The following is a 22,018-nucleotide window of genomic DNA, read 5'->3' as shown; positions in this document are numbered from 1 at the left end:
CCCGGTTCATCGCTATCAGAAGCGGTAATCGACGGCCATAAAGTAGCGACGGCCATCTTCGGTATAGCTGTAATCGTCGCGGTTCAGATCTTTGTCGCCAACGTTAAGCACGCCGGAGCGCAGTTTCACGTTTTTACTGACCTGCCACGCGGCGCCGATATCGAACATGGTATAACCGCCTGGGGTTTTACCCGTCGCGCTTACCGCACGCTGCTCGCCGGTATAGTTGGCCGTGACGTAGAAAGACCAATCCTCCAGCGGTTTCCAGTCGAGTGTACCGTTAGCAGTATGGAACGGCAGCGTCTGCAGCGGTTTATTGCCGCCGTTGCTCAGATCGCGACCATCGTTATAGGTATAGTTGACCGTCAGTTTCCACTCTTCGCCGAACGGAACCTTCACTTCGGTCTCCACGCCTTTAATCCGCGCTTTGTTGACGTTGAAGTAGCGGAATACCGGCACGCGCTTACCGTTCACGGTCTTCCAGCCGACGAAGTTCGGGTAACCCGGCGCCTCGCTGGCGCTGGAGGTGCGCAGGATGTCGATCATATCGTCAACGTTGTTCTGGAAGGCGGTCACGCTGCCTTCAACACCTTCCAGCCAGCCCTCTTCACCGCTGTAATACAGACCAAGCTCAAAGCTTTCGCTGGTTTCCGGCTTCAGATTCGGGTTACCGATAATGCTGCAGCTACCGCGACAGGAGTTGGTGGTCCAGTCCGGGTTCAATTGCAGCAGCGACGGCGCTTTAAAGGCCGTAGCCCAACCGCCTTTCACGGTCACGGTATCGGTGGCGTTATAGACCAGGTACGCACGCGGGCTCCAGTGATCGCCGTAGGTTTGGTGATCGTCCATACGGATGCCGGTGGTCAGCGCCAGCGGTTCAAAGATCCGCCACTCATCTTCGAGGAACAGCGCGTACTGGCTGGCGGAAGTCGATTTGCCGCCGCTGCTCAGGTTTACCGGATCTTTGAGTTTATCGTGGCGCCATTCACCGCCGAGGGTGACGATCTGGTTGATCATACCCAGCGGCATCACATATTTACCATCGACCGCATTACTCTCAGAAGTAATAGTGCCCGCCTGCCCTGGATTTTTGTTATCCACTTTCTCGCCGTAGAATTTCACTTCGCTATTGCCGACATCCCAGCGCCCGTTATGGGTCAAAGAGTAGTTTTGGCGTTCAAGGCGGTTTTTGTCGAGCGAGTCTGAATCGCGATCCTGGCGATCGAAACCGTAGCCGGCGGTAATGTCCTGGTTCTCCGTTGGCGTCCAGGCGAACTCAACGTTGCCGTCGCGGCTGGTAAAACCTTCAATGCGCGGCGTTTCGCCCGCGGCGTTACTGGAAGATTGTTGATCGTCTTTACTGCGTTTCGCCAGGCTGCCGTAGGCTTTCATGCCCAACACGCCGTCAATCAGCGGACCGCTGGTGAAGAACTGGCCGTTGTAAGTGTCACCGCGATCGCGGTGTTCCTGAATGGTGGCATCGCTGCTGAGGGTACCGGTCCATTTCTGGCCGATTTTTTTGGTAATGATGTTGACCACGCCGCCGAGCGCGTCGGAACCGTACAGGGAAGACATCGGGCCGCGCACTACTTCAATCCGCTCGATGGAGTCCACCGGGATCCAGTTAAGATCGAAATCGTTATGGCGGAAGACAGCATTACGCGAGTTCACCCGTTTGCCATCGATGAGAATCAGCGTATAGCTGCTACTCAGGCCGCGAATACTCACGCCCTTACGGTTATCCCCTTCGTTGGTGAGCTGAACGCCAGGCACATCGCGCAGCACGTCCTTCAGGTTCTGCACCGGCTTACGCTGCAAGTCCTGTTGGGTGATAACGCTGATACTGGCGGGGGCATCTTTGACGCTCTGTTCAGTCGCCGCGGCGGTGACAACCAGCGTTTCGTCATCATTTGCGGCCAGCGCCGGAAATGCCAATGCTACGACGGACGCGCACAGTCCCGCCCGGGCAAAAGGGTTTAACCTGAACATACCAAATCTCCATGAGGTCAACTACAAATCAAACAAAGGGTGCAGCTTGCACATCTTGTCGACACGCGGCTCTGGCGGCCGCGTGCAAATTTTTTACAGTCGATGTGGCTAGTCACCCCTTGCCTTTCGTTGTTGAGCGGCAAGATAGGGAGATTGGCTTCATCCTGAATTTTTCCGAAATGATAAGGATAATGATTACAATTATCAATACAATTATGAAGAAGTGTGTCCGTTTGTAAGCCTTGCAGGCATAAAAAAAGCCCTCTTTAAAAGAGGGCTTTATCGAAAGCGGTAAAGAGTGGAATTAGCCTTTAAAGCGTTCCGGGAACTTCATTTCGCTGTAGCGCACGAAGCGGGTACCTTTCACCAGCTTGTAACCAAACCAGATAACCAGGAATAGCGGAATGCCGATGTAGGTCGCCGCCACGCCGCCCCAATCAATGGTGTCCTTGAGGAAGGCTTCGTAGTTCTGGCCAAGGGTAATGATAAGGCACAGTACGAAAGCGAAGATCGGCCCCAGCGGGAAGAAGCCGGAACGGTACGGCAGGTTATTGATATCGTTACCCTGCAACACGTAGCCACGACGGAAACGGTAGTGGCTGATCGCAATACCCAACCAGGCGATAAAACCGGTCATCCCGGAGGTATTCAGCAGCCACAGATAAACCGTCTGGTTGCCGAACATCGAGGTCAGGAAGCACAGCGCCGCAATCACGGTAGTCGCATACAGCGCATTGCGCGGTACGCCGCCTCTCGACAGCTTCGAGAAAATGCGCGGCGCTTTGCCGTCGCACGCCAGGGTATACAACATACGCGTAGAGGCGTACATCCCGGAGTTACCCGCCGACAGCACCGCCGTCAGGATAACCGCGTTCATGATAGCCGCCGCAGAGAGCAGACCGGCGTGCTCGAACACCAGGGTGAACGGGCTAACGGAAATATCTTTAACGTCGTTGCGCAGCAGACTCGGATCGGTATACGGGATGATCAGGCTGATAATCAAAATCGCGAAGACATAGAACAGCAGGATACGCCAGAACACCTGACGCACCGCGCGCGGAATGTTCTTCTCCGGGTTTTCCGATTCGCCTGCGGCAATACCGATGAGCTCGGTGCCCTGGAAGGAGAAACCGACAATCATCGCCACGCCGATCATCGCCGCAAAGCCGCCGGCAAACGGCGCGTCATCAATGCCCCAGTTGCTCCAGCCCGCCGGCGTCGTGCCTTCGAAGATGCCAAAAATCATCATGATGCCGACGATGATAAAGATAATCACGGTGGCAACTTTAATCAGCGAGAACCAGTACTCCGCTTCGCCGAAGCCGCGTACCGAGATCCAGTTCAACAGGAACATGATACCAAGGAACAGCGCGCTCCAGATCCAGCCGGGGGTATCCGGGAACCAGTAGCTCATCACCAGCTGCGAGGCAACGAGGTCAACGGCGATAGTCACCGCCCAGTTGTACCAGTAGTTCCAGCCCAGCGCGAAACCAAAGCCTTCTTCTACGTAGTTCTGACCGTAGGTCGCAAAGGAGCCTGAAACCGGCATAAACGCCGCCAGCTCGCCGAGACTGGTCATCAGGAAATATACCATCAGACCGATCAGAATGTAGGAAAGCAGCGCGCCGCCGGGGCCTGCCTGTGAAATTGTTGCGCCAGAGGCAACGAAAAGACCTGTACCGATGGAACCGCCAATAGCGATCATGGTCAAGTGGCGCGCTTTTAGCTCGCGGCGGAGCGTGGGCGCTTCTGTGGTTTTAGTTTCCGAAACCATGTGAAAATGCTATCCATCCAAAAAATGAGGCGCGATTGTAGCAGACGATCGTCCGTCCATCCGGTACAAATGCAAAGTTATAAGAGAGCTTCATGATCTGACACAAATTATTAGTAAAGCAGTAATCCTGCATTGGCGCATAAAAAAACAGACAAAAAATCGTAGCTTACGGCAAAATAACGCGAGGATTGTCACAATGCTGAAGGAGTCAGCTTATGGTTTCCCCCACTCGTCGCAGTCTGGCCCCCGATGCCTTTCTGCTGCTGGCGATTTTCTGCCTGTATCTATTCGTTATTGGCCTGTACACCAGTATCACGGTGCTGGAACAGTGGTTGCGGCTGCCGAATTACCTGACCGATAACAGGGAGACTTTTCTTGTCGGCGCGCTTCCTCTTGCGATTGCTGGACTGCTGGGGCTACTGGCGGGCGTCGGAGTGAAAAAGCGGCTGATGGTTCGGCTGTGCAAAGTCTTCTGCGCCTTTTCTCTTATCTATATTGCGGCTTTCACCTGGCTGGACTGGCGCACGATGGACCACTATCGGGATAACCCGCAATACGGCGTGTGCAAGCAATACAGCAAACACACCATTTATATGTACGTATGGAACAGCGACTGGTGCGACTATTTCGGCAGAAGGGTGCAATACCCCTCTCCCATTGCTAATCGGGAGAACTAGCCGTGAAGAAACCAACAAAAGTCACCAATGCTAAACCACAAACCACTCGCGCACAGCGAATCTGGCAACAGCTGATCGCAGGATTTATTTTGCCCGCATTAGGGATTTACGCGCTCTATTTAGCAACCGACTATCTGCCGTTACTGAAATTGCGCGGTTGGCCAGACTTCGCCTCCATTTCCTTACTGAAGGCTAATTTTACCGGCTCCGCGCTGCTCTTTTTTTCATTCGCCTGGCGGATGGGCAGAGTGCTGCACGGTAAGACGGTCGATGGAAGTTATGAAAATCGCCTGCTGACGGCTATCGCCGGATTTACGCTGGTGCTGCTGATCGTCATCAACAGCGCCATTTTTACCTTACATTTTACAGTATACAGCTCGCCGCATTACATTCGCTGCTGGGAACCCGTTCCCATGGGCAGCTGGCATTATGCCAGAACCCCAGAGATCTGCGTGCGGCACGGCTACGCGCCAATAAGGGATACAGCTACACCTCGCAGTAACGGATAAAACGCTGCAGCGCCTTGGAAACGTGCTTTTGCCGATGGCGAATACGCCACAACGTGCGCGTCAGGCGCGGCAGCGGCAGCTTGAGCTCCACCAGCGTTCCGGCTGCCAGCTGTTCAGCAATTACCCGCCGCGACAAGCAACTAATGCCTAACCCATGACGGACCGCATGTTTAATGGCCTCTGAGTTGCCAAGCTCCATGCCTAACTGGAACGCGGGCAGATGCGATAACAGCACGTAGTCGACGATTTCCCGCGTGCCGGAGCCATGCTCGCGCAGGATCCACTGTGCTTCCGCCAGCCGTTGCAGCGTCAATTCGCCTTCGAGGAATGGAGAATCAGGGGCGGCGAACACCACCAGTTCATCTTCAATCCACGGCTCGGCGATAATATCCGCCGCGTGGCACGGCCCTTCAATCAGGCCAATATCGACGCGCAGATCGCTGACCGCATTAATCACGTCCTGGCTGTTGCCGACGCTCAGTTCCAGCGGCAGTTCGGGGAAATCGCGGCGGTAGCGGGCGATGATTTCCGGCAGAATATAGTTGCCGATGGTGCTACTGGCATAAACGCGGATAGCGCCATTATCGCCACGGAACAGCTGTTCTATCTCCCCGGCGCGCTCCAGCAGCGCAAGCGCGCGCGGATAGAGCAAACGCCCGTGCTCGTTGACCACCAGCCGTTTGCCGACGCGGTCAAACAGCTGGACGCCAAGTTGCCCCTCTAGTTCGGTCAGCGCCGCGCTCACCGCCGACTGCGATAGCGCCAGCATCTGTGACGCCTGAGTCGTTGACCCGCTTTTCAAAACCTCAGCAAAAACTTCCAGTTGCCGTAGCGTGATATGCATAACTCACCTGTTTATTAGCCCAATCTGGATAACCGTCAACGCTATGGTGACATAAATCATCAGGACTGTGGCCTGAAGGATGAAGGGTTTATCACTTATTCCGATAGATTATAAATATATAATCAATTTTATTTTTAAACCAGTCAGTCGTATTCTTTGCCCAGACAAAGGAGAAGGTTATGACAGCACTCACTTTACCCACTAAACATCGCACCCTGTGGCATTTCGTCCCAGGCCTGGCGCTGACCGCCGCGTTGACCGGCGCCGCCCTGTGGGCAGGCAGTTTCCCTGCAATCGCCGGCGCGGGCTTCAGCGCGCTAACGCTGGCTATCTTGTTCGGCATGGTGGTCGGTAACACCGTTTATCCCAAAATTTGGCAGTCCTGCGACGGCGGGGTGATTTTCGCCAAGCAGTATCTGCTGCGCCTGGGGATCATTCTTTATGGTTTTCGTCTGACGTTTGCCCAGATTGCTGACGTCGGCGTCAGCGGGATCCTGATTGACGTGCTGACGCTGTCCAGCACCTTCTTTATCGCCTGTTTCCTCGGGCAGAAGGTTTTCGGGCTCGATAAACACACCAGCTGGCTTATCGGCGCCGGTAGCAGCATCTGCGGCGCCGCGGCGGTTCTGGCCACCGAGCCGGTCGTCAAAGCCGAAGCCAGTAAAGTGACGGTCGCCGTGGCGACAGTGGTTATCTTCGGTACTATCGCCATCTTCCTCTACCCGGCGATGTATCCGCTGCTGGCGCACTGGTTCACTCCGGAAACTTACGGCATCTATATGGGCTCCACCATGCATGAAGTCGCCCAGGTCGTTGCCGCCGGTCACGCGGTTAGCCCGGATGCCGAAAATGCCGCGGTTATCGCCAAAATGCTGCGCGTGATGATGCTGGCTCCGTTCCTGCTGTTCATCGCCGCTCGTGTAAAACAGCTGGCGCCAGCCGGTAACGGCGAAAAGAGCAAAATCACCATTCCGTGGTTTGCCATCCTGTTTATTCTGGTGGCGGTGTTTAACTCCTTCCATCTGCTGCCAAAAGCCGTAGTCGATATGCTGGTCACCCTCGATACCGTACTGCTGGCGATGGCAATGGCCGCGCTGGGCTTAACCACCCACGTCAGCGCGCTGAAAAAAGCCGGTGCGAAGCCGCTGCTGATGGCGCTGGTACTGTTCGTCTGGCTAATTGTTGGCGGCGCCGCGATTAACTTCGCTATCCACCACCTGATTGGTTAAACAGTAAGTTTCCTCATCGATATTCATTCATTGCTGTAACTCTCCGGTTAAGCCGCTATCATTACCCTCCCCCCAGCGGCTTAACTGGAGTTTTTTATGAAATACATTGGAGCGCACGTTAGCGCCTCCGGCGGGTTGGCCAATGCCGCCATCCGCGCCGCCGAAATCGAAGCGACCGCATTCGCCCTGTTCACCAAAAATCAGCGTCAATGGCGCGCCGCGCCGCTCACCGACGAAGCGATTGCCGAATTCAAAGCCGCCTGCGAAAAATATCACTTCGGCCCGGGGCAGATCCTGCCGCACGACAGCTACCTCATTAACCTCGGTCATCCGGTCGAAGAAGCGCTGGAGAAATCTCGCGAGGCGTTTATCGATGAATTAACCCGCTGCCAGCGGTTGGGATTAACGCTGCTCAACTTCCATCCGGGCAGCCACCTGCAGCAGATCCCGGAAGATGAATGCCTGGCGCGTATCGCTGAATCCATCAACATCGCGCTGGCGAAAACCGAAGGCGTGACCGCGGTTATCGAAAATACCGCCGGCCAGGGCAGCAATCTCGGGTTTAAATTTGAACATCTGGCCGCCATCATTGACGGCGTTGAGGACAAATCCCGCGTTGGCGTCTGCATTGATACCTGCCACGCTTTCGCCGCCGGTTATGACCTACGCAGCGCGGAGGAGTGTGAAAAGACCTTTGCCGAATTCGAACGAATCGTCGGCTTCCAGTATCTGCGCGGCATGCATCTGAATGATGCCAAAAGCGCTTTTGGCAGCCGCGTCGACCGTCACCATAGCCTGGGTGAAGGCAATATCGGCCATGATGCTTTTCGTTGGATCATGCAGGATAACCGTTTCGATGGTATCCCGCTGATTCTGGAAACCATTAACCCGGATATCTGGGCGGAAGAAATTGCCTGGCTGCGGGCGCAGCAGACCGCCGAAGTGGCCTGAATTCAGGAACAAAAAAAGGGCCGATGAATCGGCCCTTTTCTATTGCGCTGATATTACGCCGCTTTTTCAACTTCCGCTGCCGGCGCTTCCGGGCGCTTCAGCACCGCGTAAGAGAGACCCGCGACCAGCGTACCGGCAATAATCGCCAGCAGATAACCCAGCACCGGAGTGATGGCGCCAGGGATCAGCAGGACGAACAGACCGCCGTGCGGCGCCATCAGTTTCGCGCCTACCGCCATCGAGATAGCGCCGGTCACCGCGCCGCCAACGATACAGCAAGGCAGTACGCGCATCGGGTCACGTGCGGCGAATGGAATCGCCCCTTCGGTGATAAAGCACAGCCCCAGAACCAGCGCCGCTTTACCGCCTTCACGCTGCGATTTATCGAACTTGTTACGAGCAATCAGCGTTGCCAGGCCAAGCGCCAGCGGTGGCACCATACCGGCCGCCATGATCGCCGCCATCGGCGCATAGGTTTGGGTACTCAACAGACCCACACCGAAAGCATAAGCCGCTTTGTTCACCGGCCCGCCCATATCGGTACACATCATACCGCCGAGGATCGCGCCCAGCAGCACCGCGTTCGCCGTCCCCATGGTTTGCAGCCAGTGGGTCAGCCAGGCCAGGATACCCGCCACCGGTTTGCCAATCAGGTAGATCATTGCCAGGCCGACAATCAGGCTGGAAATCAGCGGAATGATCAGAATCGGCTTCAACGCTTCCATACTCTGCGGCAGCTTCAGCTTGGTGCTGATTAACTTCGCCACATAACCGGCAAGGAAACCGGCGATAATACCGCCGATAAAGCCGGAGCCGCCGCTGACGGCCAGCATACCGCCGATAAGACCAGGCGTCAGACCCGGACGGTCAGCGATGGAGAAAGCGATAAAGCCCGCCAGTACCGGCACCATCAGCGCAAAGGCTGAACCGCCGCCGATTTGCATCAGCGCCGCCGCCATGGTGTCTTTCACTTCAAACGCTTTAATACCAAACGCGAACGACAGCGCGATACACAGCCCGCCCGCGACCACCATCGGCAGCATGTAGGATACGCCGGTCAGCAGGTGACGATAGGCGCCAGCCGACTCTTTTTTACCTTCACCGGACGCCTGCGGTTTGCCGGATGGCTGGTACGGCTTCGCTTCCGCAACGGCTTTATCCAGCTCCTGCGCGGTTTTCTTCAGCGCCAGGCCGGTGGTGGTGCGATACATCGGTTTACCGGCGAACTTCGCCAGATCGACTTCAATGTCGGCGGCGACGATGACCAGATCCGCCTGCTCCACCTCTTCCGGAGTAATGGCATTACCCGCCCCCACGGAGCCACGGGTTTCCACTTTCACCCACCAGCCGCGTTTTTTGGCTTCGGTTTCGATGGCTTCCGCCGCCATAAAGGTATGAGCAACGCCGGTCGGACAAGCGGTAACGGCGACAATACGTTTCTGCCCCTGAGCGGCGGCCGGAACGGCTACCGCCGCTGGCGCAACGTACGGCTTAGCGTGGTCTTTCGCTTCGCCGAGGAACAATTCCGGATGAGCGACTGCACGGTTAATATCGCCCAGATAGACGTTTTTACCGTTCAGCGCGCTGTCAGCCGGCAGCGCGGTTCCCAGCACGATGGCCAGTTCAGCATCGTTCGGGTTATCAATCAGCTCAAGGTGCGCTTTCTGCGCCGCGGCGCTGAGCAGGGTCTTCGCCATGTAGGCGCGAGCCTGTCCAAGCCCGGCATCAATAATCAGCAGCGTTTTCATTATGCCTCTCCTGCTGTCAATTAAAGGGTTGTAAGTCGACGCGCGCCATCATTGCGGCCAACTGGGTACGATCGGTAATGCCAACGTTGCTCTGGCTAACGGCCAGGGCGGCGACGGCGGTAGCCAGGCGCAGGGTATGCTCGCTGGATTCACGCATCAGCAGGCCGTAAATCAGGCCGCCGACCATCGAATCACCGGCGCCTACGGTGCTGACAACCTCGACTGAAGGCGGTTTGGCAATCCATTCGCCGGAGGCGTTAACCCACAGCGCGCCCTCTTCGCCCAGCGAAATCACCACGTGGGCAATACCTTGCTCGCGCAGCGCATGGGCGGCGTCGATGACATCTTTCATCTCCGGCAGCTTGCGGCCAGCCCAGATTTCCAGCTCGCGGCGGTTTGGTTTTACCAGCCACGGCGCGGCTTTCAGTCCGGCGACCAGCGCTTCTCGGCTACTATCGAAAATAATGCACGGGCACTGGCTGCGCAGGCGCGTCATCCAATCGGTAAAAGCTTCCGGACTCACGCCGGACGGCAGGCTGCCGCTGACGCAAACCATATCGAACTGCCCCAGCCAGCTCAGAGAATCATTAACGAAACGCTCCCAATCCGCCGGAGTCACTTCAAAACCGGAGAAGTTGAAATCGGTCACTTCGCCGTCTTTTTCCGTCAGCTTGACGTTGATACGGGTACGCCCCTGCACCACCTGGAAGCGGTTGGCGATGCCCAGCTCGCTGAACAGCTGCTGGAAGCCATCCTGGTTATCTTTACCGAGGAAGCCGCCGACGGTGACGTCGATGCCGAGATCTTTCAGCACCTTCGCCACGTTGATACCTTTACCTGCCGCATGCAGGCCGGTGGTACGTACCAGGTTCACTTCGCCACGTTCGATTTCCGGGGTGAAGCCCACCAGGTCGTACGCCGGATTTAAAGTAATTGTTGCTACACGTCTGCTCATTTATGCGCCCTCCCCAAGGCCTGCGGCGATCGCTTCGCCAATCGCATCCAGCGCTTGTTGCGCATCTTCACCCTGCGCGGTAAAACGCAGACGGTGACCTTTTTTCACGCCCAGCGCCACGACCTTCATCAGGCTGCGGCCATTGGCCGGCTTGCCGGAACCGTCGAGGTTGGTGACGGTAATGTCGCTGGAGAATTGTTTAATCGTATTAACCAGCATCGTGCCCGGACGCGCGTGCAGCCCGTGCTCGTTGCGTACTACAAATTCAGCATTCAGCACGTCTTCAGCAATGGCGTCGTCGCTGGTCAGCAACGCCAGCAGCGTGGCGGCGTCGGCTTTCAGCAGATGCTCCGCTTTTTTATCAATGAGCAGATTGCTCAGGCGATTAAGCACCGCGGTCGGCTGCTCATCGGCCATCGCGACGGTGATCAGCAGCGCTACCGGCTGCCCATCAGCGGTAAAGGCATTGGCAGCGCGACTCACGGCAACGGCGCTGCGCAGGTTGCCTTGCGCACAATCGTTCAACCAGATCCCCTGGCCCAGATTGAGCGGCGCATCGTTAATGGTACGGCTGACGAAGTCGGCGTTTACCGCCCCCGCCTCTTTCAGCCGCGCGGCGTTCAGCGCCTGCAGCGTCAGCAGATCGTTGGCGACCACGTCCAGGCTCAACGTTTCGTTGTCGAGCTTCAGCGCTTCGCTTTGCTTTTCACCCATCAGCAGAGCCCGCAGATCTTCTGCGGTGGTGACGGTTCTCAGCTGTTCAGCCACCGAGTCGTCGCTCAGGACGTGCGTCAACTGACGCAGCAGACCGAGATGCTCGTCGGAGCTGGCGGCAATACCGATCGCCACATAAGCGGTTTGCCCTTCTCCCCAGGTCACGCCCTGCGGGAACTGATACACCTGGACACCGGTTTTCAGAACCTGGTCGCGGGTATCGGTGGTGCCGTGCGGGATGGCGATGCCGTTGCCGAGGAAAGTGGAGGTCTGCTGCTCGCGGGCAAGCATACCGTTAACGTAGCCGTCAGCCACATTACCCGCGCTAACCAGCGCGCCAGCAATCTGACGTATTGCCTCTTCTTTATTCGCGGCCTGCTGGCCGGGATGGATATCCTGTACAGATAACTGGAACATAGTTCTCCTCTCCGCTGAATTGAATCGTTTCAGCTAACATGAGAAAAAATACGCCACCCGATGACTGGATAATACTCTGATGACGCTGAAACGTTTCAATGAGTCTGTACCTTTCTTGCACACTGCGCAAGTAAACTCCGAAGACTGATAACAGAATTTAGAGATACCGCACATTTTTGCTGAAGTTAATGGTGAAGTACTCCGCGAGCTTCAGCTTTTTGCTGAACGACATAATTTGAAACGCCTTTTTAATTTTTCGTGCCATACCACTATTTATTTTATGGGTGTCGGCGTAAACTTCGCCTCTCCTGAAACCAACGATATTCCAGCATGCAAAACAGTAGCGCCGCCCTTCCCCGCCGCGGGTTTGACCTGACATCCTCAGCCTTTTTAATTGTCGCCTTCCTGACCGGGATCGCTGGCGCTTTACAAACCCCGACCCTGAGCCTGTTTCTGACCAACGAGGTGCACGTGCGCCCGGCAATGGTCGGCTTCTTTTTTACCGGCAGCGCGGTCATCGGCATTCTGGTAAGCCAGTTTCTTGCCGGGCGTTCGGATCGTAAAGGCGATCGCAAGCAGCTGATTGTCGCCTGCTGCCTGCTGGGGGTGCTGGCCTGCGTGCTGTTCGCCTGGAACCGCAACTACTTTATTCTGCTGTTCGTCGGCGTCTTTCTCAGTAGTTTTGGCTCTACCGCCAACCCGCAAATGTTCGCCCTCGCCCGCGAACACGCGGACAAAACCGGGCGCGAGGCGGTGATGTTCAGCTCCATTCTGCGCGCGCAGGTATCGCTGGCGTGGGTGATCGGCCCGCCGCTGGCCTACGCGCTGGCAATGGGTTTTGGTTTTACCGTGATGTATCTCAGCGCCGCCGTGGCGTTCATCGTCTGTGCGCTGATGGTCTGGTTCTTCCTGCCCAGCATGCGTAAAGAGAGCAAAACCGCCGGTGCTCATCTTGAAGCGCCGCGCACCAACCGCCGCGACGCGCTGCTGCTGTTCAGCATCTGTACGTTAATGTGGGGCACCAACAGCCTCTATATCATTAATATGCCGCTGTTTATCATTAATGAATTGCATCTGCCGGAGAAACTGGCCGGGCTGATGATGGGGACCGCCGCCGGGCTGGAAATCCCCACCATGCTGATTGCCGGTTATTACGCGAAACGCTTTGGTAAGCGCTTGCTGATGCGCATTGCCGCGCTTGCCGGGCTGTTGTTTTATGTCGGTATGCTGACTGTCCATACTCCAGCCCTGCTGCTGGGGATGCAGGCGCTGAACGCGATTTACATCGGGATCCTGGCCGGCATCGGTATGCTCTATTTTCAGGATCTGATGCCGGGTCAGGCGGGCGCGGCGACCACGCTGTATACCAATACCACGCGCGTCGGCTGGATCATCGCCGGCTCGCTGGCGGGCGTCGTCGCGGAAATCTGGAGCTATCACGCGGTGTTCTGGATTGCGCTAATGATGGGAATTATCGCCCAGGTCTGCCTGTGGCGTATTAAAGACGTTTAGGGCGCGGTCAGCGCTTCGAGATGAATGAGATAAGCCATCGCCTGCTGACGCGTGCTGCCGCACATTTCCGCGGCCGGCTGTAAACCTGCACAGACTTTAGGGCGCAGCGGCGAGGCAAAAATCTTGCAGCGCAGATGTTCATCCAGCTGCACGCATGGGGTGTTGGCCGGCTTGCCGTCAGGCATTCCGGGAATGGGGCTTGAGATGGACGGCGCGGTGCAACAGGCTCCGCAGTCCGGGCGACATTCCATACCTGACTCCTTAATGAGTGGGAGGCGGACAGTAGCAAAATATCGGCTATCAGGAAAGCTGAAGCTGGCGATACGGCTTTTTCAGCAGCGCCGCTCGAAGATTTGCCGAGAGATAGCAAAAGTCGCGAATTCCGCTTGCCTGAAAGGCCCGGCGCGAGTAGTTTTACGCGATATTTTTGACCCTTTAAGTGACAGGATTACTGCAATGCCAAGAGCGAATGAAATTAAAAAAGGTATGGTGCTGAATTACAACGGCAAACTGCTGATTGTTAAAAATATTGATATTCAGTCGCCAAGCGCCCGTGGCGCAGCAACGCTGTACAAAATGCGTTTTTCCGACGTGCGTACCGGCCTGAAAGTAGAAGAGCGTTTTAAGGGCGACGACATCGTCGATACCGTGACCCTGACCCGTCGTTTCGTTGACTTCTCCTACGTCGATGGCAACGAATACGTGTTCATGGATAAAGAAGACTATACCCCGTATACCTTCACCAAAGAGCAGATCGAAGAAGAGCTGCAGTTTATCCCTGAAGGCGGCATGCCGGATATGCAGGTTCTGACCTGGGATGGCCAGCTGTTGGCGCTGGAACTGCCGCAGACCGTTGACCTGGAAATCGTAGAAACCGCGCCGGGCATTAAAGGCGCCTCCGCCAGCTCGCGCACCAAACCGGCCACCATGAGCACCGGGCTGGTGATTCAGGTTCCGGAATACCTGACCAGCGGCGAGAAAATCCGCATTCATATCGAAGAGTGCCGCTATATGGGCCGCGCGGACTAACCACCCTCCTCTGACGGTTGCCCGGCCCCGCAGGCCGGGTCTGTTCCCGGATGGCGACGCTGCGCGCCTTACCCGGGGTACTCGCTGCCAGTATCTGGCACAAAAAAGGACAACCACCGGTTGTCCTTTTTCTTTACCCTACACCCCGATTACAGCAGCTCAGGGTATTTGGTCATCTTCAGCGCCAGCTCAACGCCGCGCACTTCCGCCATGCCTTTCAGGCGGCCAATCGCCGAATAACCGGGATTAGTTTTCTTACGCAGATCGTCAAGCATCTGATGGCCGTGATCCGGACGGAACGGAATCGGGCGCAGATCGCCGGCTTTCTTACGACGCAGCTCTTCGCTGAGGATCGCATTGACCACCGCCACCATATTGACGTCGCCATTCAGATGCGCCGCCTCGTGGAAGGTTTTAGGATTCTCTTCACGGCAGGTAGAACGCAAATGGGTAAAGTGGATACGATCGCCGAAGGTTTCCACCATCTTCACCAGATCGTTATCGGCGCGCACGCCGTAGGATCCAGTACACATGGTAAAGCCGTTATAAATGCTGTCTACCGTCTCTTTCAACCACTGCATATCGTCGATCGTCGACACGATACGCGGCAGGCCGAGGATCGGACGCGGCGGATCGTCCGGGTGAACCGCCAGACGCACGCCGACTTCTTCGCACACCGGCACAATCGCCCGCAGGAAGTAAGCCATGTTCTCACGCAGCTGCGCTTTATCAATGTGGTCATACTCCGCCAGACGAGCGCGGAACTGATCGAGGGTATAGCCCTCTTCCGCTCCCGGCAGGCCAGCGATGATATTGCGGGTCAGCTTGTCGATATCCGCCTCGCTCATCGCCTTAAAGTAAACTTCAGCCTGCTGCTGTTCTTCAGCGCTGTAGTCAGCTTCGGCGCCCGGACGTTTAAGGATGTGCAGTTCAAAAGCGGCGAAAGCAACCTGGTCAAAACGCAGCGCTTTGGAGCCATCGGCCAGCTGATATTCCAGATCGGTACGCGTCCAGTCCAGAATCGGCATGAAGTTATAGCACACGGTATCAATACCGCAGGCCGCCAGATTGCGGATGCTCTGCTGGTAGTTGGCAATCCACGTCTCATATTGCCCGCTGTGGGTTTTGATATCTTCATGAACCGGGATACTTTCAACCACCGACCAGCTCAGGCCTTTTTCCGCTAGCAGCGCTAAACGCTGCTGAATCTCTTCAACCGGCCAGACCTGACCATTAGGAATGTGATGCAACGCGGTCACGACGCCCGTGGCGCCCGCCTGGCGCACATCATCAAGCGATACCGGATCGTTCGGTCCATACCAACGCCAGGTTTGCTCCATCGCAATGCCCTCTTTAAGTTGTTATACCAATAATGTGAAACCTTATGGCGACTACCATACATGCTTCTGCTGAATGGTCAATTTCGCCCGTATCATTGATTGATCCAGCTCACACTAAGCGGATAAATTCGGCTTACCAATTTAAATTGCTGTCATATAACTTTACACTACCTCATGTTAATCATTGGTTAATCAGGTGTATAAAAATGACAATTATCGCTACCGCCGCGCTACCCGCAAGCGTACAACTTCCGCAGTACGATCGCCGCCAATTGCGCTCGCGTATCGTACATTTGGGTTTTGGCGCGTTTCACCGCGCGCATCAGGCGCTGCTGACCGACCGGGTACTTAACGCCAGCGGCGGCGACTGGGGAATTTGTGAAATCAGCCTGTTCAGCGGCGATAAGCTGATGAGCCAACTGCGTGCGCAGGACCACCTGTTTACGGTGCTGGAAAAAGGCGCTGAGGGGAACCAGCCGATCGTGGTTGGCGCAGTACATGAATGCCTGAATGCCAAACTTGATTCTCTGGCAGCGATTATCGAAAAATTTTGCGAACCGCAGGTGGCTATCGTTTCGCTGACGATCACCGAGAAAGGTTATTGCATCGATCCGGCGACCGGTAAACTGGATCCAACCCAGCCGCGCATCGTTAACGATCTGGAAAACCCGACGCTTCCGCAGTCGGCTCCCGGTATTTTAGTTGAAGCGCTCAATCGCCGCCGCGAACGCGGACTCGCCCCTTTTACCGTTCTGTCCTGCGACAATATTCCCGACAATGGTCACGTCGTGAAAAACGCCGTCCTCGGTATGGCGGAGAAACGAAGCCAGGAGTTGGCAAACTGGATTGCTGAACATGTCAGCTTCCCCGGCACCATGGTTGACCGCATCGTCCCGGCCGCCACCGAAGAATCTTTGGCGGAGATTGCCTCCGTGCTGGGCGTTGAAGATCCCTGCGCCATCAGCTGCGAACCGTTTATTCAATGGGTGGTGGAAGACAATTTTGTCGCCGGACGCCCGGTCTGGGAAACGGCGGGGGTACAGATGACCCGCGACGTCCTGCCGTGGGAACAAATGAAACTACGGATGCTCAACGGTAGCCACTCCTTCCTCGCCTGGCTGGGCTACCTGGCGGGGCACGCGCACGTTAGCGACTGCATGCAGGATGATGTTTTCCGCCATGCCGCCCGCCGCCTGATGCTGGATGAACAAGCGCCAACGCTATCGATTACCGGCGTGGATTTAGTCGCCTATGCCGACAGCCTGATAACGCGCTTCGCCAATCCGGCGTTAAAGCATCGTACCTGGCAAATCGCCATGGACGGCAGCCAAAAGCTGCCGCAGAGGATGCTCGATAGTATTCGCGTTCATCTGGCAAACGGCAGCCGCTGGCCGCTGCTGGCGCTGGGCGTGGCTGGCTGGATGCGTTATGTAAGCGGCGTCGACGACGCCGGGCAGGCCATTGACGTGCGCGACCCGCTGGTCGACAAAATCAAACAGTTGGTCGCTACCAGCCAGCCGGACGAGCGCGTCAGCGCCCTGCTTAACCTGCAGGAGATATTTGGTCAGGACCTGCCGGGCAACCCACTGTTTGTCGAGGAAATCACTTCAGCCTGGCATCAACTGGCTAAATCGGGTGCCCGCGAAGCCGTGGCTACCGCGCTGCGTAATTAACAATTTCTGCTGTTTAGCGGACAGAATGCTTTTCTGTCCGCAGTAACCCTTCTCTTTTCCCCTTTTTTTCGTCAGGATAGTCGCAACTGTTACAACATTACATTTCTATGCTGGAGAAATTGTGACCAAAACTAACCTGATCACGGGCTTTCTCGGCAGCGGCAAAACGACCTCGATTCTTCATTTACTGGCCCACAAGCCTGCAAATGAAAAATGGGCCGTGCTGGTCAACGAGTTCGGCGAAGTCGGCATCGACGGCGCCCTGCTGGCGGAAAGCGGCGCGTTGCTAAAAGAGATCCCCGGCGGCTGCATGTGCTGTGTCAACGGTCTGCCGATGCAGGTTGGGCTCAATACGCTGCTGCGTCAGGGAAAGCCGGATCGTCTGCTGATTGAGCCAACCGGACTGGGCCATCCGAAGCAAATTCTCGATATCCTCACCGCTGCCGTCTATGAACCCTGGATCGATCTGCGCGCGACGCTGTGCATCCTGGATCCGCGCCAGTTGCTGGAAGAGAAGATCGTCGCTAATGAAAATTTCCGCGACCAACTGGCCGCCGCCGACGTGATCGTGGCTAATAAAAGCGACCGTGCGACGCCGGAAAGCGATGCCGCTTTTGCCAACTGGTGGCAACAGTACGCCGGCGAGCGTCTGCAGGTGACCGCCACCCAGGGCAATATCGAGCTCGCGCTGCTGGATCTCCCGCGCCGTAACACCGCGCCGCTGCCGGCAAGCCCGGACCACGTGCATAGTCACGGGCAAAAGCAGGGTCTGGCGGCGTTGAATCTACCGGCGCATCAACGCTGGCGTCGCAGTGTTAACAGCGACCAGGGATATCATGCCTGCGGCTGGATTTTTGATGCTGATACCCAATTTGACACCGTTGGGTTGCTGGAATGGGCGCGCCTGGCGCCGGTTGGCCGGGTGAAAGGCGTGATGCGTATTGCTGAAGGATTGGTGCGAATCAACCGCCAGGGACTCGATCTGCACATCGAAACCCAAAACGCGCCGCCGCCGGATAGCCGCATCGAACTGATTTCCGAGTCAGAAGTTGACTGGAATACCCTGCAGTCCTCGCTGTTGAAGCTTCGTTTAAGTTAATGCGGCTATTTTTGGCCGCTGTTTAAAAAAATCGCATTCGTTATGACTAAAAACCGTATACCCCTAATCTTGCTGCTGAACGCCGCGGGCGTGGCCTTATTTTGTTCCTGGTATCTACCGGCAAACCACGGTTTCTGGTTCCCGCTTGACTCGGCTATTTTTCACTTCTTTAACCAGGGCGTGAGCACCAACCACGCGTATGCCTGGCTGTTAGCCATCATCAACAATCGCGCTTTCGACGCCTGCTCGCTGCTGGCGATGGGCTGTCTGATGCTCAATTTTTGGATCAAAGCGCAGAGCGCTGAACGCCGCCGCATTATACTTATGGGGCTGGTGATGTTGCTCGCGGCGGTGATTATCAATCAACTTGCCCAGCATTTGATGCCGGTACAGCGCGCCAGCCCTTCGTTGTTCTTTACGGATATTACGAAAGTCAGCGACGTGGTCTCACTGCCAACCAAAGACGCTTCAAAAGATAGCTTTCCGGGCGACCACGGCATGATGTTGCTCATTTTCGCCTCGTTTATGTGGCGATATTTCGGCCGCCGGGCATTTATCATTGCACTGGTTATTTTTGTGGTTTTTGCTTTCCCGCGAGTGATGATCGGCGCCCATTGGTTCACCGATATTGCCGTAGGTTCGCTCAGCGCGGTGCTGATAGGCGCGCCGTGGGTATTAATGACCTCGCTTTCCGATAAGTTGATCGCCTGGTTTGACCGTTCGCTTCCGGGTGGAATAGCAAAAAAATAAGATCATTTTTACATTTTATTAATATTATCCATAAGGGGTCGTTCTGACCCCTTTTTTTATATTTGCTGATGATTTATTCGCGACATCATCTTCCTGTCACATTAATCATCATTGAAATGAAGATATTGCATATTTTTCAGCCAAAAAAGGCGCTATTTTCCCCTTTGCCGATGATTCACTTTTTGTCGCAAAAATACTTATAAGAAATCGCGCAAAACCGCTCGCCATCCCACGTTTGATAGGGTAATCTCTTTCTCGTTTTGCCTTCCCAAGCAACACAATTCATCATCTGAATAAAAATGTGCGGTACTCCACATTTTTAGGCTTAAGGAATTGTCTCATTGCTTTCTGGAATCTAGGCTCTACCACGTTTGGCATTTTTTATAACGACATTGTCGTTAAGGACAACAAGGGAAAATAAACATAATGGTCAAATCTCAGCCGATTTTGAGATATATCTTGCGGGTCGTCCCCGCGATTGCAGTTGCGGTTCTGCTTTCCGCGTGTAGTTCAACAAGTACCGCCAAGAATATGCATTCTGAGACGCATGCTGTGGGTAGTGGAGATTTATCATCACTGCAAGCCTCTCAGGATGAATTTGAAAAAATGGTCAGCAACCTGGACGTGAAGTCCCGCTTGATGGACCAGTATGCTAGCTGGAAAGGCGTGCGTTACCGCCTTGGCGGCAGCACCCGGAAAGGGATCGATTGCTCGGCGTTCGTGCAGCGTACTTTCCGTGAACAATTTGGTCTGGAACTGCCACGCTCAACTTCCGAGCAGCAGGATTCCGGCAAATCGATTTCGCGCACTCAACTGCGTACCGGTGATTTAGTGCTGTTCCGTGCTGGCTCTACGGGCCGTCATGTTGGTATCTACATCGGCAACAACCAGTTTGTACATGCCTCTACCAGCAGCGGCGTCACCATCTCAAGCCTGGATGAGCCATACTGGAAAAAGCGCTATAACGAAGCGCGTCGCGTTCTGAGTCGTTCCTGATCCTTCTTCTTACCGTCGGTTATCCCTTGGCTGACGGTGAGAAATGAAAAAACACTGCCCCGGCGGTGTTTTTTTTGCTTTTCCGCCGATGAACTCCGCAAAATAAGCTATGTCTTTACAAGCTATGCCTTTTAAAGGAAATGGAACCATACTCTTCTGGCACCCCATTGGCATGATTCAATAATACGGACAGATTCTGGCCTATGCTAACCCGCTACTTTTCACCCCGACGTAAAATCTGGCTTACCAGTATTTGCATTGGCATTGCCGTCGCGCTACTGGCCGGCAGCATCCAGTTTATGGTTATCTACCACAACCGCTCTGAACGTTTCGATCAGATAATCAATAACGTCAGTCACTACCTTAATAGTTATTTCGCCGATTTAAGCGAAACCATCGATGGCCTGCAGCCTCTGCTCGATCAGCCCTGCGAGCATGTTGACTCCGGACTGGCCGCCAGCGCCGCCTTTAGTCCGAACGTACGCGCCTTCCTGCTGGTGAAAAACGGTAAAGCGTTCTGTTCATCCGCCACCGGCGCAATGAACACACCGTTTAAACAATTGATACCGCAGCTTGATACAAATAAAGCCCTGGATATGGCCATCCTCCAGGGCACACCGATGATGCCGGACACCGCCGCGTTGGCAATGTGGGTGCAACGTCCCGGCGATCGAGACAGCGGCATTTTTGTATCCATCAATGCTAATCTGACGCCTTATATCCTCTATACCGCACGGCAGAATGACTTCAACGGTATTGCGCTGGCCATCGGCCATACTGCAATTTCTACCTTCAGCAGCAAAATTATCGACCCGCTATCATTGCCCAATGAGCCGATACGCCAGATTCAGGTTCCGGGGCTACCGCTAAAAGTGTATCTCTTTTCCAACAGCTGGCTTGGCGAGAATACCCAGTTCGCCCTGCTGCTTGGCGTGGTATGCGGTATGCTCGCAGGCTTACTCAGCTACTACATTTTGACGATCAAATCCGATCCGCGGAAATCAATCCAGCTGGGGATCAAAAACAACCAGTTCTACGTGGTCTACCAGCCGGTTGTAAGAGCCGACACCCTGCAGATTAGCGGCGTTGAAGTGCTGATGCGCTGGCGGCATCCGGTGGTTGGCGAGATCCCGCCAGACGTCTTTATTAATCTGGCGGAAACGCAGCAAATGATCGTGCCGCTTACCCATCACCTGTTAATGTTGATCGCCCGCGACGCGCCGACTCTGCAGCGTATTTTGCCGCGCGGTACCAAGCTTGGCCTGAATATCTCGCCCACCCACCTGCATGCCGCCGATTTTCAGCAAGATATGCAACGTTTTGCCGCCGCGTTACCCGCAAACTACTTCGACGTCGTGCTGGAAATAACCGAACGCTCGATGATCGATAAAAACCAGTCGATGGCCATTTTTGAGTGGCTGCATCAGCAGGGCTTCGAAATTGCTATTGATGATTTTGGTACCGGCCACAGCGCGCTGATTTATCTGGAGCGCTATAACTTTGATTATCTGAAGATCGATCGTGGTTTTGTACAGGCGATCGGTACCGAAACCGTCACCTCTCCCGTCCTGGATGCGGTCTTAACGCTAAGCCGCCGTCTGCAGCTGAAAACCGTGGCTGAAGGCGTAGAAACGCCGGAGCAGGCGGAATGGCTGCGCGCTCACGGCGTGAAATATCTACAAGGTTACTGCTTCAGCCGCCCGCTGCCGCTGGAGAAACTGGTTGCCGCCCATGATGAGCCGGCAAATTATTTCACAAGCCGCTGAGGGTCGCTTATGATGCGAAACTACCGGGGTTAATGGTCAGAGGATG

General features: G+C 55.4%; 19 protein-coding genes. 11 read left to right on the top strand and 8 right to left on the bottom strand.

The annotated features are described in order from the left end of the window. Window positions 1-15: 15 nt before the first annotated feature. Together cirA and PGR79_RS15690 are read right to left on the bottom strand one after the other, a co-directional pair. Window positions 16-1,989, bottom strand: coding sequence for a catecholate siderophore receptor CirA (gene cirA / locus PGR79_RS15695; protein ID WP_045391307.1), 1,974 nt, complete (start codon window positions 1,987-1,989; stop codon window positions 16-18). 304 nt (window positions 1,990-2,293) lie between these two features. Then, window positions 2,294-3,763, bottom strand: a complete 1,470-nt coding sequence (locus PGR79_RS15690) for an amino acid permease (protein WP_045376788.1) — start codon at window positions 3,761-3,763, stop codon at window positions 2,294-2,296. A 215-nt stretch (window positions 3,764-3,978) separates the two neighbouring features. Between PGR79_RS15690 and PGR79_RS15685 the strand changes: the two genes are divergently transcribed. Together PGR79_RS15685 and PGR79_RS15680 are read left to right on the top strand one after the other, a co-directional pair. Beyond that, window positions 3,979-4,440 carry a hypothetical protein gene (locus PGR79_RS15685; RefSeq protein WP_411325878.1) on the top strand — a complete coding sequence of 154 codons (462 nt, stop codon included), beginning with the start codon at window positions 3,979-3,981 and terminating at the stop codon, window positions 4,438-4,440. Between the two features lie 2 nt (window positions 4,441-4,442). Then, complete coding sequence (locus tag PGR79_RS15680; protein ID WP_411325879.1) at window positions 4,443-4,949, top strand: hypothetical protein; 507 nt, start codon at window positions 4,443-4,445, stop codon at window positions 4,947-4,949. Here the strand turns inward: PGR79_RS15680 and yieE are convergent. After that, window positions 4,927-5,793, bottom strand: a complete 867-nt coding sequence (gene yieE, locus PGR79_RS15675; RefSeq protein ID WP_087860155.1) for a DNA-binding transcriptional regulator YeiE — start codon at window positions 5,791-5,793, stop codon at window positions 4,927-4,929. The genes PGR79_RS15680 and yieE overlap by 23 nt on opposite strands. 179 nt (window positions 5,794-5,972) lie before the next feature. On the opposite strand from yieE, the gene PGR79_RS15670 reads away from it, so the two are divergent. Both PGR79_RS15670 and nfo read left to right on the top strand, forming a co-directional pair. Next, the gene (locus tag PGR79_RS15670) at window positions 5,973-7,022 is read left to right on the top strand and encodes a YeiH family protein (protein ID WP_113374360.1); all 1,050 of its coding nucleotides are present in this window, start codon (window positions 5,973-5,975) and stop codon (window positions 7,020-7,022) included. Window positions 7,023-7,118: 96 nt separating this feature from the next. Beyond that, window positions 7,119-7,973, top strand: a complete 855-nt coding sequence (gene nfo / locus PGR79_RS15665; protein WP_113374359.1) for a deoxyribonuclease IV — start codon at window positions 7,119-7,121, stop codon at window positions 7,971-7,973. Between the two features lie 53 nt (window positions 7,974-8,026). Here the strand turns inward: nfo and fruA are convergent, their stop codons facing one another. From fruA to fruB, 3 genes are read right to left on the bottom strand one after another with little or no spacing between them, the layout of a single operon-like run. Continuing rightward, window positions 8,027-9,721: a PTS fructose transporter subunit IIBC gene (fruA, locus tag PGR79_RS15660; RefSeq protein ID WP_045391316.1), complete on the bottom strand. Its 1,695-nt coding sequence runs from the start codon at window positions 9,719-9,721 to the stop codon at window positions 8,027-8,029. A gap of 16 nt (window positions 9,722-9,737) precedes the next feature. Continuing rightward, window positions 9,738-10,676: a 1-phosphofructokinase gene (gene fruK / locus PGR79_RS15655; protein ID WP_015365695.1), complete on the bottom strand. Its 939-nt coding sequence runs from the start codon at window positions 10,674-10,676 to the stop codon at window positions 9,738-9,740. Then, window positions 10,677-11,807 (bottom strand): fused PTS fructose transporter subunit IIA/HPr protein, encoded by a 1,131-nt coding sequence (fruB, locus tag PGR79_RS15650; RefSeq protein WP_087860153.1) that lies wholly within the window; start codon window positions 11,805-11,807, stop codon window positions 10,677-10,679. It lies immediately after the preceding gene. A 330-nt stretch (window positions 11,808-12,137) separates the two neighbouring features. On the opposite strand from fruB, the gene setB reads away from it, so the two are divergent. Continuing rightward, window positions 12,138-13,319 carry a sugar efflux transporter SetB gene (gene setB / locus PGR79_RS15645; protein WP_087860152.1) on the top strand — a complete coding sequence of 394 codons (1,182 nt, stop codon included), beginning with the start codon at window positions 12,138-12,140 and terminating at the stop codon, window positions 13,317-13,319. On the opposite strand, the gene PGR79_RS15640 is transcribed toward setB, so the two are convergent. After that, window positions 13,316-13,570: a YkgJ family cysteine cluster protein gene (locus PGR79_RS15640; protein WP_015365691.1), complete on the bottom strand. Its 255-nt coding sequence runs from the start codon at window positions 13,568-13,570 to the stop codon at window positions 13,316-13,318. The two genes, setB and PGR79_RS15640, sit on opposite strands and share 4 nt — an antisense overlap. Window positions 13,571-13,775: 205 nt before the next feature. On the opposite strand from PGR79_RS15640, the gene yeiP reads away from it, so the two are divergent. Next, entirely contained in the window at window positions 13,776-14,348 is a 573-nt protein-coding gene (gene yeiP, locus PGR79_RS15635) for an elongation factor P-like protein YeiP (RefSeq protein ID WP_015365690.1), read from the top strand. Between the two features lie 149 nt (window positions 14,349-14,497). On the opposite strand, the gene uxuA is transcribed toward yeiP, so the two are convergent. After that, the gene (gene uxuA, locus PGR79_RS15630; protein ID WP_113374355.1) at window positions 14,498-15,688 is read right to left on the bottom strand and encodes a mannonate dehydratase; all 1,191 of its coding nucleotides are present in this window, start codon (window positions 15,686-15,688) and stop codon (window positions 14,498-14,500) included. A gap of 206 nt (window positions 15,689-15,894) precedes the next feature. Between uxuA and PGR79_RS15625 the strand changes: the two genes are divergently transcribed. The 5 genes from PGR79_RS15625 to PGR79_RS15605 all read left to right on the top strand — a co-directional run bounded on the left by PGR79_RS15625 (window position 15,895) and on the right by PGR79_RS15605 (window position 21,972). Continuing rightward, entirely contained in the window at window positions 15,895-17,361 is a 1,467-nt protein-coding gene (locus PGR79_RS15625; RefSeq protein WP_430921991.1) for a mannitol dehydrogenase family protein, read from the top strand. Window positions 17,362-17,482: 121 nt separating this feature from the next. Next, window positions 17,483-18,460 (top strand): CobW family GTP-binding protein, encoded by a 978-nt coding sequence (locus tag PGR79_RS15620; protein ID WP_430921989.1) that lies wholly within the window; start codon window positions 17,483-17,485, stop codon window positions 18,458-18,460. 42 nt (window positions 18,461-18,502) lie between these two features. Then, window positions 18,503-19,210, top strand: a complete 708-nt coding sequence (locus PGR79_RS15615; RefSeq protein WP_087860148.1) for a phosphatase PAP2 family protein — start codon at window positions 18,503-18,505, stop codon at window positions 19,208-19,210. 426 nt (window positions 19,211-19,636) lie between these two features. After that, on the top strand, window positions 19,637-20,206 hold the full coding sequence (gene mepS / locus PGR79_RS15610) for a bifunctional murein DD-endopeptidase/murein LD-carboxypeptidase (RefSeq protein ID WP_047043201.1): 570 nt from the start codon (window positions 19,637-19,639) through the stop codon (window positions 20,204-20,206). Window positions 20,207-20,409: 203 nt separating this feature from the next. After that, window positions 20,410-21,972 (top strand): cyclic di-GMP phosphodiesterase, encoded by a 1,563-nt coding sequence (locus tag PGR79_RS15605; RefSeq protein ID WP_316424253.1) that lies wholly within the window; start codon window positions 20,410-20,412, stop codon window positions 21,970-21,972. The last annotated feature ends 46 nt before the right edge of the window (window positions 21,973-22,018 follow it).

Source organism: Klebsiella sp. 141161, assembly GCF_050600815.1.
Taxonomy (GTDB): domain Bacteria; phylum Pseudomonadota; class Gammaproteobacteria; order Enterobacterales; family Enterobacteriaceae; genus Klebsiella; species Klebsiella aerogenes.
The sequence above is the reverse complement of the archived record's forward strand: the minus strand, read 5'-3'. Positions and strand labels throughout refer to the sequence as shown.